The organism is Noviherbaspirillum sedimenti, assembly GCF_003590835.1.
Classification (GTDB): Bacteria; Pseudomonadota; Gammaproteobacteria; order Burkholderiales; family Burkholderiaceae_D; genus Paucimonas; species Paucimonas sedimenti.
The window spans coordinates 4,894,744-4,909,417 of record NZ_QYUQ01000002.1 but is presented as its reverse complement, the minus strand read 5'-3'; the positions used below and the strand labels follow the sequence as shown (position 1 = coordinate 4,909,417).

Here is a 14,674-nt window from a genome sequence, read left to right as displayed (position 1 = left end):
GCCGCATAACAACAAGTAGATCCGTCCACGCACCATGAAGCCCGTCCGCCTCCCCGCTTCCGCAACCAACGCGCTGCCGCGCTGGGGCCTGTTGCTGCTTTGCCTGCTCTACATCCTGTCCGGCCTGATCGGCCGCGATCCCTGGAAAAATGACGATGCCGCCGGCTTCGGCATCATGTGGAGCATGGCCAATGGCGGCTGGCAGGACTGGCTCTCGCCGCACATTGTCGGCTTGCCGATGCCGCAGGAGGGTCCGCTGGCGTACTGGATCGGCGCGGTCTGCATCCAGCTGTTCGGCTGGCTGCTCGGCGATGCGCTGGCGGCACGCATGGCAACGGTGCTGTTCTTCCTGCTCGGCTCCTTCGCCGTCTGGCACGGCACCTACCTGCTGGGACGCCGCAGCGAAGCCCAGCCCTTGCGGCTGGCGTTCGGCGGCCAGCCCGAGCCGACGGATTACGGCCGCACCCTGGCCGACGGTGCGCTACTGATCTACCTCGGCTGTCTCGGTCTGCTGGTGCACAGCCACTCCACCAGCGCCAATGCCCTGCAGGTGTCGATGGTGGCGCTGGCGCTGTATGCGGCGGCGCGCTACTTCGACAACCGCTCCAGTCGCACCACACTGCTGCTGGGCGGGGTACTGGGCCTGCTGGCGCTGACGCGCGGCTGGGTCGTGCCGCTGGCCTTGTGGCTGGGAATGGCGGCGCTCGACCTGGCGCGCACCAGGAAGCTGCCGCTGCGCCTGCTCGGCTTGAGCCTGCCGGTCGCGCTGCTCGTCGGCGGCTCCTGGGCGATTGCTGCAGAGTGGCTGCAACCTTTCAATGACTCGCCCATCGAAGACTGGATGGCGTGGAACCTGGACCACCTGAATCTGCCGCGCTGGGACGCCTTGAAATACCTGCTGTCCAACGGCATCTGGTTTTCCTGGCCGGCCTGGCCCTACGCCGCCTGGGCAGTGTATGCCTGGCGCAAACAGGCCATGCCACTGCACATTGCCCTGCCGCTGGTTTTCTGCATCATGCTGACCACGCTGGCGCTGCTGTATCCGCGTTCGAATGAAGGCGCCCTGCTGCCGCTGCTGCCACCGCTGGCGGTGCTGGCGGCCTTTGGACTACCCACCATGAAGCGCGGCGCCATCAATGCGGTCGACTGGTTCTCGGTGATGATCCTGACCACCTGCGCCGGCTTCATCTGGCTCGGCTGGATCGCCAAGCAGACCGGCTGGCCGGCCCAGCTCGCCAAAAACGCCTTCAAGCTGGCGCCGGGTTTCAAGCCGGAATTCAGTCTGCCAACCCTGCTCATCGCAGTGCTGGCCACGGCCGCCTGGATCCTGCTGGTGCACTGGCGCATTTCGCGTCGGCCGTCGGTATTGTGGCGCGCGGTCGTCCTCTCGTCCGGCGGCGTGATCCTGTGCTGGCTGCTGCTGATGACGCTGTGGCTGCCCTGGGGGAATTACATGCGCAGCTACGCCACCGTCGCCCGTGAAATGGCGGCCGAGCTGCCGCCGCGGAATTGCATCGCCAGCACCATCACGCCGGCGCAGCGCGCTTCCTTCGCCTATTTCAGCCTGGCCCCCTTTGCGCGCCTGGACAGCATGCCTTGCGATTACCTGCTGCTGCCGGGCACCAGCCGTGGCCAGGCCGAGCAGCAAGTCAGGCGTTCCGGCGTCACCTGGCGGCTGGTCTGGGAAGGCCACCGCGCCGCTGACCGCAACGAACGTTTCCGCCTGTACCGGCGTATCGATTAATCGATGAATCAAGAAGCCCGGCGTCCGGCGGCGCAGATTGCCGCGCTGGCCTGGCCGATTCTGGTCGGACAGCTGGCGGTGATCGCCAACGGCGTCATGGATACCGCCATGACTGCACGCTACTCGGCCACCGACCTGGCGGCACTGTCGATCGCGGTATCCGTCTACGTCAGCGTGTTCGTCAGCGCCAACGGCGTGCTGTATGCGCTGGCGCCGATTGTCGGCCAGTTGTACGGTGCGCGCCGCTTCGAAGCGATCGGCGCGGAAATCCGCCAGGGGCTGTGGCTGACGGTATTCCTGACTGTGGCCGGCTGCCTGATCCTGCTGTTTCCGCAACCGCTGCTGGCGCTGGCGCAAGCCTCGCCCGAACTCAACGCCAAGGCCAGCAGCTACCTGCAGATCCTGGCGCTGGCGCTGCCGGCATCACTCGGCTTTCGCATCTACGGCGCTTTCAATAACGCCATCGCCCGGCCGCGTGCCGTCATGCTGATCCAGCTCGCCGCCCTGCTGCTGAAAGTGCCGCTGAATGCCTGGTTTATTTTCGGCGGGCTGGGCTTGCCCGCGCTGGGCGGGCCGGGTTGTGCGCTGGCTACCGCAGTGACCGCATGGCTATCGCTGGCGGCTGGCTGGACTATCCTGCGCTACTCACCTTCCTATCGCGTGTTCAACCTGTTCGGCGCCGGCTTCAGCGCCCCCAGATGGCAGGCGCAACGCACGCTGCTGCGGCTCGGCATACCAATGGGGCTGAGCTACCTGATCGAAGTCTCGGCATTCACTTTCATGGCGCTGTTCATCGCCCGCCTGGGCGAGACGGCGGTTGCCGGTCACCAGGTCACGGCCAATTTCGTCACGGTGCTGTACATGCTGCCGCTATCGATCGCCAGCGCCAGCGGCACACTGGTGGCACATGCGCTGGGCGCGCGCGACCGCGCCGCGGCGCAACGCCTCGGCACGGCCGGCATCCGTCTCGCGGCCGGCATCGCGGCCGGCGCCGGCGTCGCGGTCTGGCTGGGGCGCGACGCCATCGTGCGGGCCTACACGCCGGATCCGTCGATCATCGCCAGCGCCTTGCCGTTGTATGCCTTCGTCGGCGTCTACATTTTTTTCGATGCGCTCCAGGTCAGCGCCGCCTACATTCTGCGCGCCTACAAGATCACCCTGGTGCCCACCATCATTTATGCCTTGATGCTGTGGGGTGTCGGCCTGGGCGGAGGCTACCTGCTGGGCTTCGACCTGCTGGGCCTGGCGCCCCGCTTGCCGACAGGCGCCGCCGGCTTTTGGCTGGGCAACACTGCCAGCGTGCTGCTGGCGGCGGTGTTCCTGCTGTGGCATCTGCGCAGTGTGCAGCATAAAATGCGGTAGAACCAGGAAAGGAGACATCATGGGCATACGCGTCATCTGTCTTGGCAATACCACCCTGGACAAGGTCTGGCCGGTGCGCGAGCTGCCGGCCGGCGGCGGCAAGTACCGTGCCAGCGATTACCTTGAAGTGGGCGGCGGCATGGCGGCCAATGCAGCCGTCGCGGCGTCCCGGCTGGGCGCCGATTGCGCCTACTGGGGCCGCGCCGGCGACGATGATGCCGGCCTGGCGATGCGGCGCGAAATGGCGGCTTACGGCGTCGATGTCGCGCACTTCCGTCTGTTTGCCGGCGCCCGCTCATCGATCTCGGCGGTGATCGTGTCGCAGGATGGCGAACGCATGATCGTCAATTTCCGCGGCACCGGCATACCGGACGACACCGCCTGGCTGCCGCTGGATTTGGTGCCGGCTGCTGCCGCCATCCATGCCGACATCCGCTGGGTAGAAGGCGCCGGCGCCATTTTCGCCGCCGCCCGGCGTGCCGGTATCCCGACCGTGCTGGATGGCGAAACCGCCACCGAGGCGGCATTCTCGGCAGTGCTGCCCTGGACCGACCATGCGATATTTTCCGAGCCGGGGCTGCGCTCCTTTGCCGGCGCGGAGAGCCTGCAAAATGATGCCAACCGCCGCGCCGCGCTGACAAAAGCGCGCGCACTCGGCTGCCGCGTGGCGGCGGTGACGCGCGGCGGCAAAGGGACGCTATGGCTCGATGAGCACGGTTTCCATCAGCAGCCGGCGTTCGCGGTGCCAGTGGTGGATACCACCGGCGCCGGCGATGTCTTCCACGGCGCCTATGCGCTAGCGATGGGGGAAGGCCAGAGCGTGGCGCAAGCCATGCGCTTCGCCAGCGCGGTGGCGGCGCTCAAATGCACGCGCCGGGGCGGCCGCGCCGGCATCCCGACCCGCACCGAAGTGGCGGACTTCCTGAAGTAGCAATAACAGGCTGCCAGTCCGGCACTGCGCGCCCTGTTGCTATGGAAGGGCAAATCGGGGATAATAACGCTCTTATGCCCGGGTGATGAAATTGGTAGACGTAGGGGACTCAAAATCCCCCGCCGCAAGGCGTGCCGGTTCGAGTCCGGCCCCGGGCACCAAACAAATTTAACCCCTTGATTGCTCAAGGGGTTTTTTGTTTTTGAGCCGCCCGAGCGCATAATCCGGCAGGATGCCGATGAATGCGATACCGTCAATTGACAAGAAACCTCATTTGCACGATTGAATCATTCCGGCGCGGCTTCCTCCAGCCGAAACGGCCTCTTGCGTTCGCTGATGCGCTGCAGGACCACGTAAAACACCGGAATCACGAAAATTCCGATCATGGTGGCAAACAGCATGCCAAAGGTCACTGCCGTACCGATCGCCTGCCGGGCGCCGGCACCGGCGCCGCTGGCAATCGCCAGCGGCAGCGTGCCAAGGATGAAGGCGAACGAGGTCATCAGGATCGGCCGCAGCCGCAATCGCGCACCCTGCCGCGCCGCCTCGACGATGGGGACGCCACGCGCACGCGCAAGCTTGGCGAATTCGACGATGAGGATGGCGTTTTTCGCAGCCAGGCCGATCAGCATGATCAGGCCGATCTGCGTGTAGACGTTGTTGTCGGAAGCGCGCAGCGTCAGGCCGACGAAAGCGCCCAGCACGCCGAACGGGATCACCAGCAAAATCGCCACCGGCATGGCCCAGCTTTCGTACAGCGCGGCCAGCACCAGGAACACGAACAGCAGCGACAGCGCGAAGATGTAGCCGGTCTGGCCGCCGGTTTTCTGCTCCTGGTAAGTCGCGCCGGTCCATTCGTAACCGTAGCCTGGCGGCAGCGTGCGCGCCACTTCCTGCATCGCTTGCGCCGCCTGGCCGGAACTATAGCCGGGCGCGGCGCTGCCGGTGATGGTGGCGGCCCGATAGAGGTTGTAGCGTTCGTAGAATTCCGGTCCGCTGATTGCCTTCGGCGTCAGCACGGTCGACAGCGGCACCATGTCGCCTGCCATATTGCGCACGTAGTAGCGGCTCACGTCGGCCGGACTGGCGCGCGTCTGCGACTCGGCCTGCATCTGCACCCGGAACGTGCGGCCGAACAGGTTGAAGTCGTTGACGTAATAGCCCCCCATCATGGATTGCATGGTAAAGAAAACGTCATCCAGGGCGATCCCGAAGGTTTTCACCTTCTCGCGGTCCACCTCATATTCGATCTGCGGCGTGCGGTCGTCGTAGTTGGGAAAGACGAAGCCGAGTTCGGGCCGCTTGCGCGCCGCGGCAACCAGGTTCTGCAACACTTGCGCGAACTGTTTCGGATCGCCGCCGGCGCGGTCCTGCAGGATGAAGTCGAAACCGCCGGTGGTGCCGAGGCCGCGGATCGGCGGCGGATTCAGCACCAGCCCCTGGGCATCCTTGATTTCCGCATTGATGCGTCCGGTCAGGCTGCCGACGATGTCTTCGGCGCGCTGCCCGGGCCCGGTGCGTTCATCCCAGGGCTTGAAACGGATGAAGGCGGTCGAGTTGTAGGAAGTTGCCAGCCCGGTCAGCAGGTTGAATCCGGTCAGCGTCGCCACGCCGGCGACGCCGGGCGTGGCGTTGGCGATGCGGGTCTGTTGCGCGACGGCGGCGCTGGTGCGCTCAAGCGAGGCGCCAGGCGGCAACTGCATCACCGAAAACGCATAGCCCTGGTCTTCCGGCGGCACCAGTCCGGTCGGGCGGGCGCGGATCAGCCCGTACAGCACCACCAGCAGGACGGCAAACAGCAAGGCGACCAGCGCCGCATGGCGCGCCAGTTGCACCACCGACGCGCTGTAGCGCTCCGAGAACGCGTTGAAGGCGTGGTTGAAGCGATCAAAGAAGCGTCCCAGCAGGCCGTGCGGCTTTTCATGCGCGGCCGGACGCAGCAGCAGTGCGCACATGGCCGGCGTCAGCGTCAGCGCCACCACGGCCGAGAGGATCACCGAGGTGGCCAGCGTCAGGGCGAACTGCCGGTAGAGCTGGCCGGTGAGGCCGCCGAGGAAGGCGACCGGCAGGAACACCGCGGCCAGCACCAGTGCAATGGCGATCACCGGGCCGCCGACGTCGGCCAGCGCGGCCTTGGTCGCCTGGATCGGCGTGGTGCGCTCGGTGTCGAGCCGGTGCTGCACCGCTTCCACCACCACGATGGCGTCGTCGACAACGATGCCGATGGCCAGCACCAGTCCGAACAGCGTGAGCGTGTTGATGGAAAACCCCAGTGCGGCAAAGACCGCAAAGGTGCCGATCAGCGAGACCGGCACGGCCAGCATCGGGATGAGAGTGGCGCGCCAGGTCTGCAGGAACAGGAATACCACGATCAGCACCAGCACGAAGGCTTCGCCCAGCGTCTTCAGCACATCCTTGAGCGATTCGGTGACAAAGGGCGTGGTGCTGTAGGGAACGGAATACACCATGCCGGGAGGGAAGCGCTGGGCCGCATGGTCCATGTTCTGCCTGACTTGATCTGCCACATCCAGCGCATTGGCGTCCGGCTGCAAGAAAATGCCGATGAACACGCCGGCGATGCCATTTTCCTGGACGTTGATGCTGTAATCGGCGCCGCCCAGCTCCACCCGGGCGATGTCCTTCAAGTAGACGATCTGGCCGTCCGGCGCGGCGCGGACGATCATGTTGCGGTACTGTTCGGGATCGGACAGGCGCCCGCGGATCGTCGCCGAATACTGCATCTGCTGCCCTGCCGGCACCGGCGGCACGCCGATGCGGCCCGCCGGCGCCACCACGTTCTGTTCCTGGATCACGCGCCGCACGTCGGACGCCGTCACGCCCCGCCGCGCCATGAGGTCCGGGTTCAGCCAGATGCGCATACTGTAGTCGCGCGCGCCGAACAGACGCACCTGGCCGATCCCGGGAATGCGCGCCAGCGCATCCTGCAGGTTAAGCAACGCATAGTTGCTCAGGAAGGTCGTGTCGAAGCGGCCGTCCGGCGAGGTCAGCGCCAGCACCTCCAGGAAATCGGTGGATTGCTTGCGGATGGTGATGCCCTGTCGGATCACATCGGCCGGCAGCGTGCTCTGGGCGATCGCCACCCGGTTTTGCACTTCGACCGCAGCCAGGTCCTGGTTGGTGCCGATATCGAAAGTCACGACCAGGCTGTAGGAACCGTCGTTGGCGCTTTTCGAATCCATGTAAAGCATGCCCTTGGCGCCATTGACCTGCTGCTCGATCGGCGCCGCGATCGATTGCGCCACCACGTCGGCGTTGGCGCCGGGGAAGCTGGTGCTCACCTGTATCTGCGGCGGCACGATTTGCGGATACTGGGCCACCGGCAGCGTCAAGGCGGCGAGCGCGCCGGCGAGCGTGATGATCAGTGAAATCACGATCGAAAACACCGGACGGTCGATGAAGAAGTTGAACATGCCCGGCCTGTCCGCCTAATTTCCGGTCCCGGCCGCCAGTACCGGCTTGACCGGCATGCCCGGCCGCAGCTTGCCGGTGCCTTCGACAATCACCAGTTCGCCCGGCTTGACGCCCTGCTCCACCACCCAATCATTGCCCGAGCGAATGCTGGCACTGATATCGCGGTAGACCGCCTTGTTGTCGGGGCCAACGACGAATACCGAATATTTCCCCTGCAATTCCTGCACGGCTTTCTGCGGCAGCAGGATCGCCGCCGGATTGGCCGGCTTCGCCACGATTGCGCGCACGAACTGCCCGGAGCGCAATGTGCCGTCCGGGTTTGGCACCACCAGGCGAACCGGCAGGGTGCCGTTTCTCGGGTCCACCGCGGCATCGACGAAGTCGAGCTTGCCGCCATACTGGTAATCGCTGCCGTCGGCCAGCTTGATGCGGATCGGCGGCGCTGCCTCGTTGGTGCTGCCCGCCTTGTATTGGCGCAGCAAGCCTTCCAGCTTTTGCTCGCCGACGGTGAAACTGACATACATCGGGTCCACCGAATACAGCGTGGTCAGCAGCGTGGTCGAGGCGTTGACCAATCCACCCGGTTTGATCAAGGCGCGGCTGATCAAACCCGAACGCGGCGCGCGGATCGTGGTATAGCCAAGATTGAGCTGCGCCTGCTGCACCTGCGCCTTGCCAGCTTCGACGGCGGCTGCATCGACGCGCTCGCGGGCGATGGCCGCGTCCATTTCCTGTTGACTGATCGCGAGGGCTGCCAGCAATGGCCGTGAGCGTGCCAGAATTTGTCGTGAGTTCAGATAGGAAGCCTGGGCCTGCGCCAGGTTCGCCCTGGCCTGGGCCAGCGCGGAAATATAGGTTTGCTGGTCGATAACGAATAGCAAATCCCCTGCCTCCACCCTTGCACCATCCTTGAAGGCCTGGCGTTCGAGAATGCCGCCAACGCGTGCGCGTATCTCGACAGTCTCGACGGCTTCGGTCTGCGCCGCATACTCTTCGAACAGCGTAATCGGCGTCGGGGCCGCGCGGATCTCGCTCACCGCGACGGCTGCTGCCTGCGGCGCCGGATTGTTTTTTTTATTGCAGGAAAAAAGTCCGCACAGGATCAATAAGAGCCCGACAAACTTGTATCGCCCAGGCATTTCACGAATTGCAGAGTGGCATCCAGTTTCAATCACAATTCTCCCACGTTGCATCAGAGCACAGTGCAGTGCCAGCCATTGCCCTTATTTTTAAGCTAAAGCAGTTCTGGGGATAAGGAGTGAGACAGATCAATCGTGAATGAAAAAGCCGCTTGTGCGCGCTTGGAGCCGCCAACGAAAAAAGTCCCTTGCGGGACTTTTTTGGATATTGGCGTCTCCACGGGGATTCGCCTACATACTGCAGGCCGCGGTCTGGCTTGCAAGCCTGACCCTTCGAATCCCAGGCGCGCGCAGTGCGCGCTTGGAGCCGCTAACGAAAAAAGTCCCTTGCGGGACTTTTTTGGGTATTGGCGTCTCCACGGGGATTCGAACCCCGGTACTCACCGTGAAAGGGTGATGTCCTAGGCCTCTAGACGATGGAGACATTTTCTGGCGGAGCGGACGGGGCTCGAACCCGCGACCCCCGGCGTGACAGGCCGGTATTCTAACCAACTGAACTACCACTCCGCTGAAGTGGAACTGCTTTTGGCAGGGCCCGAATTCTACAACAAATCTTCCAAATAGCGAAATTTTTCTTGCCGCTGCGACCACGACGGCGCTACCCAGCCCCTCTGTTTTTTTATTATCTTAAATCAAGTAGTTGGTCGAATGGCAGGTTCCTCTCGGCAAGCATGGCATCAGTCCATTATTAATCCATCACTCTTGACTTGAAAAAAGGGATACCCGCCCATATACTTAGCACTCGTTAGGGGAGAGTGCTAACAGTCCTTCCCTGGCCTTCCAACTTTTACGTCGCGCAGGCTGCATCGTGGGTTCCACGGTTTGTGGCATGCCTGCGGAAAATAACCACAACCTATTGAAATTAAAGGAGTTTGTATGAACCTTCGTCCTTTGCACGATCGCGTCATCGTCAAGCGTCTGGATCAGGAAACCAAAACCGCTTCCGGCATCGTCCTGCCTGAAGCCGCTGCAGAAAAGCCGGATCAAGGTGAAGTGCTTGCCGTCGGCAATGGCAAGATCCTGGAAGACGGCAAAGTCCGTCCGCTCGACGTCAAGGTCGGCGATCGCGTCCTGTTCGGCAAGTATTCCGGCCAGGCCGTCAAGGTCGCCGGCGAAGAACTGCTGGTGATGCGCGAAGAAGACATCATGGCAATCGTCCAGAAGTAATCTTCGGACCTCATACGAATATTCCAATTAAGGAGCTATAAACATGGCAGCTAAAGACGTTGTATTTGGCGATTCCGCTCGTCACAAGATGGTTGAAGGCGTAAATATTCTCGCCAATGCAGTCAAAGTCACGCTGGGCCCGAAAGGCCGCAATGTCGTGCTGGAGCGCTCGTTCGGCGCGCCGACCGTGACCAAGGATGGTGTTTCGGTCGCAAAAGAAATCGAACTCAAAGACAAGCTCATGAACATGGGCGCACAAATGGTCAAGGAAGTTGCTTCGAAAACTTCCGACAACGCCGGTGACGGTACCACCACCGCGACCGTGCTGGCACAAGCCATCGTGCGCGAAGGCATGAAGTACGTTGCCGCCGGCATGAACCCGATGGACCTGAAGCGCGGCATCGACAAGGCTGTTGCAGCCGTTGTCGCCGAACTGAAGAACATCTCCAAGCCTTGCACCACCACCAAGGAAATCGCCCAGGTCGGTTCGATTTCGGCCAACAGCGATTCCTCGATCGGCGAGCGTATCGCTGAAGCGATGGAAAAAGTCGGCAAGGAAGGCGTTATCACCGTGGAAGACGGCAAATCGCTGAACGACGAACTCGACATCGTCGAAGGCATGCAGTTCGACCGCGGCTACCTGTCGCCGTACTTCATCAACAACCCGGAAAAGCAGACCGTCCTGCTGGAAAATCCGTTCATCCTGCTGTTCGACAAGAAGATCTCGAACATCCGCGATCTGCTGCCGGTACTGGAGCAAGTTGCCAAGGCTGGCCGTCCGCTGCTGATCATCGCTGAAGACATCGAAGGCGAAGCGCTGGCAACCCTGGTGGTCAACAACATCCGTGGCATCCTGAAGACTTGCGCAGTCAAGGCACCTGGCTTCGGCGACCGCCGCAAGGCCATGCTGGAAGACATCGCCATCCTGACCGGCGGCCAGGTCATCGCTGAAGAAGTCGGCCTGACCCTGGAAAAAGTCACCCTGAACGATCTGGGCCAAGCCAAGCGCATCGAAATCGGCAAGGAAAACACCACCGTCATCGACGGTGCTGGCCAGGCTGCCAACATCGAAGCACGCGTCAAGCAAATCCGCGCGCAAATCGAAGAAGCGACTTCGGACTACGACCGTGAAAAACTGCAAGAGCGCGTTGCCAAACTGGCAGGCGGTGTTGCCGTGATCAAGGTTGGCGCTGCCACCGAAGTCGAAATGAAAGAAAAGAAAGCCCGCGTTGAAGACGCGCTGCACGCAACCCGTGCCGCCGTTGAAGAAGGCATCGTTCCCGGCGGCGGCGTGGCCCTGCTGCGCGCGCGTAACAGCGTCACCGTCAAGGGTGACAACCCTGACCAGGAAGCCGGCATCAAGATCGTCCTGCGCGCCATCGAAGAACCGCTGCGCATGATCGTCACCAACGCCGGTGAAGAAGCTTCGGTCGTCGTCAACCGGGTTCTGGAAGGCTCGGGTAACTTCGGTTACAACGCTGCCAACGGCACCTACGGTGACATGGTTGAAATGGGCGTGCTGGATCCGGCCAAGGTGACCCGTTCGGCGCTGCAAAACGCCGCTTCGATCGCTGGCCTGATGCTGACCACCGACTGCATGGTTGCCGAAATGGTGGAAGACAAGCCAGCTGCCGGTGGCATGGGCGGCATGGAAGGCATGGGCGGCATGGGTGGCATGGGCGGCATGATGTAATTGCCTCCCGGCCCGTCAAGAGATGAAAATCTCTTGACGGCCTGGAAATAAAAAAGCCTGCAAGGTTTGCGCCTTGCAGGCTTTTTATTTGTCGTTTCTTGTATGTCGCTTTTTATTTGCAGCGCGCAACCGGACTCAGTCGTCGCGATCCGTCTCTGCTTCCGGTTCGGATGCCAGCCCAAGGCTCTGCGGGGCCTGGTAGCTGGCCAGCAGCGCCAGACGGCTTTCCGGCGTCTCCAGGCTGATGCGGCCAAGCGCCCCGCTGCGGTAATCCTGCAGGAAGGTGTGGGAGGCCTTTTCATAGTCGAACTCGCCGCCCTTTTGCCGGAAGCCGCGTTTCTGCGCCACGCCCTCGATCACGTCGACCGCATCGATGCCGGCAGTCGCCACACCGTAGCGCGCGGCGAGCAATTGAGGATAGCGCTCCAGCAGCACGCCGGCGAGAAAGGTGGCGACTTCTTCCTCGATCAGGGCATTGCTGCCGATGGCGTGGCTGGCGGCCAGCATCAGGCCATCGGTCGGATGGGCGATCTTCGGCCACAGCATGCCGGGGGTATCGACCAGCACCATGCTGTTGCCCAGGTAAAGCCGCTGCTGGGTCTTGGTCACGGCCGGCTCGTCGCCGACCTTGGCCACGCGCTTTTTCAACAGCGCATTCATCAGTGTCGATTTGCCGACGTTGGGAATGCCCATGATCATGATGCGCAAGGGCTTGAGCGCCGTACCCCGGTGCGGCGCGATCTTCAGGCAAAAGCCTGGTATTTTTGCAACATCGACCGGCTTCTTGCAGCTCAGCGCCACGGCGTGCACATTCTTTTGCTTGTTGTAGAAGTCCAGCCAGGCTTGCGTCGCGACAGGGTCGGCCAGGTCAGCCTTGTTGAGGATTTTCAGGCAGGGACGCTGCCGGAATACCCGCAATTGCTCGATCATCGGATTGCAACTGGCTTGCGGCAGGCGGGCGTCGAGGACCTCGACCACCATGTCGGTCTTTTCCATGGTTTCGGCCGCCTGGCGGCGCGCCGAATTCATGTGACCGGGGAACCATTGTATGGACATGTAAAGCTTTACGAAAGAATTGAGGCGCTATTCTACCCGTTTGCCGGCGCCCGCCGTCCGTTGCGTGCATGCGGCTCAGTCGAGCCGGGCCAGCACCTTGAGATGCGCAACGACGCTGCGCCCCAGGGCCGAGAGGTTGTAGCCGCCTTCCAGACAACTGACAATGCGCCCCTCTGCGTACTGGTCGGCGATTGCCATGATCTGCTGCGTCAGCCAGGCATAGTCGGCCTCCACCAACCCGAGCTGGCCGAGGTCGTCTTCGCGATGGGCGTCGAAACCGGCCGAAACGAACAACATCTGCGGACGGTGCGCATGCAGCGCCGGCAACCAGCGCTCGCTGACCAGCTGGCGCACCACATCACCGCCGCTGTAGGCAGGCACCGGCACGTTGACGGCATGCGCGCCAATTGCGGTAGTGCCGCTGTAGGGATAGAAGGGATGCTGAAAAAAACCGACCATCAGCACCCGCGGCTCGTCGATGAAAGCAGCTTCGGTGCCGTTGCCATGGTGGACGTCGAAATCGACGATGGCGATCCGTTCCAGGCCGTGCACATCGAGCGCGTGGCGGGCGGCGATTGCCACATTATTGAACAGGCAAAAACCCATCGCCTCGTCTGGCATGGCATGATGGCCGGGCGGGCGCACCGAGCAGAATGCGTTGGCAAGCTCGCCGGCCAGCACCGCATCGGTGGCAGCGACGGCTGCGCCGGCCGCGTGCAGCGCGGCATCCCAGCTGTAGGGGTTGAGCAAAGTATCGCCGTCCAGGCTGTAATGCGGCGCACCGGGTGCCGGCAAGTGCTGGCGGATACGTTCGATGGCAGCAGGGGTGTGTACCCGGGCAACATCGTCCAGGCTGGCGGGCGGCGCATCGCGGTGCACGAGGAAGGGATCGATCCGGCTGGCAATCAGCTGGTCTTCGATTGCCAACAGGCGCGCCGGCGATTCCGGATGCCACTCGCCCATTTCATGCCGTTTGCACGCGGCGTGGGTATAAAAACCGGTACTCATTTGTCATCCTCGAATGTTCTCTGCGGCTTTTTTGTCTGCGCTTTTTGTGAGCGCCTTTACGCCAGCATTTCCATGTCAGTTTAATCAAGAAACAGACTGATGCCGGACATTTGTCATCATGGCACCGTTTTTTATATTTGCGATTGAGCAATGCTGCCATAGAATAAATCATCCGTACAATCGCATCACATATTCTCACTTTACCGGAATCTTCATGTTCGACAAAGTCCACGCAGTCGCCCGCCAGGTCAATCAAATCGTCATCGGCAAGGAAGTGCAAGTCCGCCAAGCCCTGGTCTGCCTGCTGGCCGGCGGCCACCTGCTGCTGGAGGATGTGCCGGGGGTAGGCAAGACCACGCTGGCCCATGCGCTGGCGATTTCGCTGGGCCTGAAATTCAACCGCATCCAGTTCACCAGCGACCTGTTGCCGGCGGATGTGGCGGGCATCTCGATTTTTGACCGCGAAAAAAACAACTTCGTGTTCCACCCCGGGCCGGTCTTCACCCAGGTATTGCTGGCCGATGAAATCAACCGCGCCACGCCCAAGACGCAGTCGGCCCTGCTGGAAGCCATGGAGGAAAAGCAAGTCACGGCCGATGGCGTCACGCGCGGCTTGCCTGCGCCGTTTTTCGTCATCGCCACGCAAAACCCGACCCACCAGATCGGCACCTTCCAGCTACCCGAATCGCAACTGGACCGCTTCCTGATGTGCCTGTCGCTCGGCTATCCGGATAGCGCCGCCGAGCGCGCCCTGCTGATGGGCGAGGACCGCCGCGCCCTGCTGAAATCGCTGGCGCCGGCCATGCACCCGGCGGAACTCGAGACGGCGCAGCAGGCGGCCAGGCAGATCCATGCTTCCGCCGCGCTGATCGACTATGTACAGGCGCTGGCGCAAGCCTCGCGCCAGAACGGCTTGTTCGCCGAGGGATTGAGCCCGCGCGCCGCGCTCGCCCTGCTGCATGCCGCGCGCGCCTGGGCCGCGCTGGAGGGGCGCAATCACGTGATTCCGGAAGATGTGCAAGCGGTGCTGGCGCCGGTCGCCGCGCATCGCCTGCGTCCGCTGAAGACCGCCGGCAGCGCAGCCCTTTCCAGCCGAGACCTGGTCACCCGATTGATGCAGTCGGTACCGGTCTGAGTGGCGG

Annotated in this window: 10 protein-coding genes and 3 tRNA genes; 7 read left to right on the top strand and 6 right to left on the bottom strand. The window is 62.8% G+C overall.

Annotation, left to right across the window (positions count from 1 at the left end; translation table 11 throughout):
* The first annotated feature begins 34 nt into the window (after positions 1-34).
* From D3878_RS22780 to D3878_RS22765, 4 genes are all read left to right on the top strand, one after another.
* Positions 35-1,744: a glycosyltransferase gene (locus D3878_RS22780; protein WP_119787546.1), complete on the top strand. Its 1,710-nt coding sequence runs from the start codon at positions 35-37 to the stop codon at positions 1,742-1,744.
* Between the two features lie 3 nt (positions 1,745-1,747).
* The gene (locus tag D3878_RS22775) at positions 1,748-3,106 is read left to right on the top strand and encodes an MATE family efflux transporter (RefSeq protein ID WP_119787545.1); all 1,359 of its coding nucleotides are present in this window, start codon (positions 1,748-1,750) and stop codon (positions 3,104-3,106) included.
* 19 nt (positions 3,107-3,125) lie between these two features.
* Positions 3,126-4,037 carry a sugar kinase gene (locus tag D3878_RS22770; RefSeq protein WP_119787544.1) on the top strand — a complete coding sequence of 304 codons (912 nt, stop codon included), beginning with the start codon at positions 3,126-3,128 and terminating at the stop codon, positions 4,035-4,037.
* Positions 4,038-4,113: 76 nt separating this feature from the next.
* Positions 4,114-4,198, top strand: a tRNA-Leu gene (locus tag D3878_RS22765).
* Positions 4,199-4,324: 126 nt separating this feature from the next.
* Here the strand turns inward: D3878_RS22765 and D3878_RS22760 are convergent.
* The 4 genes from D3878_RS22760 to D3878_RS22745 form a co-directional block, all read right to left on the bottom strand.
* Complete coding sequence (locus D3878_RS22760; RefSeq protein ID WP_119787543.1) at positions 4,325-7,468, bottom strand: efflux RND transporter permease subunit; 3,144 nt, start codon at positions 7,466-7,468, stop codon at positions 4,325-4,327.
* Between the two features lie 15 nt (positions 7,469-7,483).
* Complete coding sequence (locus D3878_RS22755) at positions 7,484-8,506, bottom strand: efflux RND transporter periplasmic adaptor subunit (protein WP_158592361.1); 1,023 nt, start codon at positions 8,504-8,506, stop codon at positions 7,484-7,486.
* Positions 8,507-8,956: 450 nt separating this feature from the next.
* Positions 8,957-9,032 (bottom strand) — tRNA-Glu (locus D3878_RS22750).
* A 6-nt stretch (positions 9,033-9,038) separates the two neighbouring features.
* Positions 9,039-9,115, bottom strand: a tRNA-Asp gene (locus D3878_RS22745).
* A gap of 369 nt (positions 9,116-9,484) precedes the next feature.
* Between D3878_RS22745 and groES the strand changes: the two genes are divergently transcribed.
* Entirely contained in the window at positions 9,485-9,775 is a 291-nt protein-coding gene (groES, locus tag D3878_RS22740; protein WP_119787541.1) for a co-chaperone GroES, read from the top strand.
* Positions 9,776-9,818: 43 nt separating this feature from the next.
* Complete coding sequence (gene groL, locus D3878_RS22735) at positions 9,819-11,468, top strand: chaperonin GroEL (RefSeq protein ID WP_119787540.1); 1,650 nt, start codon at positions 9,819-9,821, stop codon at positions 11,466-11,468.
* Between the two features lie 135 nt (positions 11,469-11,603).
* On the opposite strand, the gene ylqF is transcribed toward groL, so the two are convergent.
* Both ylqF and D3878_RS22725 read right to left on the bottom strand, forming a co-directional pair.
* Positions 11,604-12,524 carry a ribosome biogenesis GTPase YlqF gene (gene ylqF / locus D3878_RS22730; protein WP_119787539.1) on the bottom strand — a complete coding sequence of 307 codons (921 nt, stop codon included), beginning with the start codon at positions 12,522-12,524 and terminating at the stop codon, positions 11,604-11,606.
* Between the two features lie 75 nt (positions 12,525-12,599).
* Positions 12,600-13,532: a histone deacetylase family protein gene (locus D3878_RS22725; RefSeq protein WP_119787538.1), complete on the bottom strand. Its 933-nt coding sequence runs from the start codon at positions 13,530-13,532 to the stop codon at positions 12,600-12,602.
* Positions 13,533-13,746: 214 nt separating this feature from the next.
* Between D3878_RS22725 and D3878_RS22720 the strand changes: the two genes are divergently transcribed.
* On the top strand, positions 13,747-14,667 hold the full coding sequence (locus D3878_RS22720) for an AAA family ATPase (RefSeq protein WP_119787537.1): 921 nt from the start codon (positions 13,747-13,749) through the stop codon (positions 14,665-14,667).
* Positions 14,668-14,674 lie beyond the last annotated feature (7 nt).

Bases quoted from the DNA above. Each gene is read 5' to 3' on its own strand.
- D3878_RS22775 (WP_119787545.1), top strand. From the start codon at position 1,748: ATGAATCAAGAAGCCCGGCGTCCGGCGGCGCAGATTGCCGCGCTGGCC.
- D3878_RS22725 (WP_119787538.1), bottom strand. From the start codon at position 13,532: ATGAGTACCGGTTTTTATACCCACGCCGCGTGCAAACGGCATGAAATG.
- groES (WP_119787541.1), top strand. From the start codon at position 9,485: ATGAACCTTCGTCCTTTGCACGATCGCGTCATCGTCAAGCGTCTGGAT.
- D3878_RS22770 (WP_119787544.1), top strand. From the start codon at position 3,126: ATGGGCATACGCGTCATCTGTCTTGGCAATACCACCCTGGACAAGGTC.
- D3878_RS22780 (WP_119787546.1), top strand. From the start codon at position 35: ATGAAGCCCGTCCGCCTCCCCGCTTCCGCAACCAACGCGCTGCCGCGC.
- groL (WP_119787540.1), top strand. From the start codon at position 9,819: ATGGCAGCTAAAGACGTTGTATTTGGCGATTCCGCTCGTCACAAGATG.
- ylqF (WP_119787539.1), bottom strand. From the start codon at position 12,524: ATGTCCATACAATGGTTCCCCGGTCACATGAATTCGGCGCGCCGCCAG.
- D3878_RS22760 (WP_119787543.1), bottom strand. From the start codon at position 7,468: ATGTTCAACTTCTTCATCGACCGTCCGGTGTTTTCGATCGTGATTTCA.
- D3878_RS22720 (WP_119787537.1), top strand. From the start codon at position 13,747: ATGTTCGACAAAGTCCACGCAGTCGCCCGCCAGGTCAATCAAATCGTC.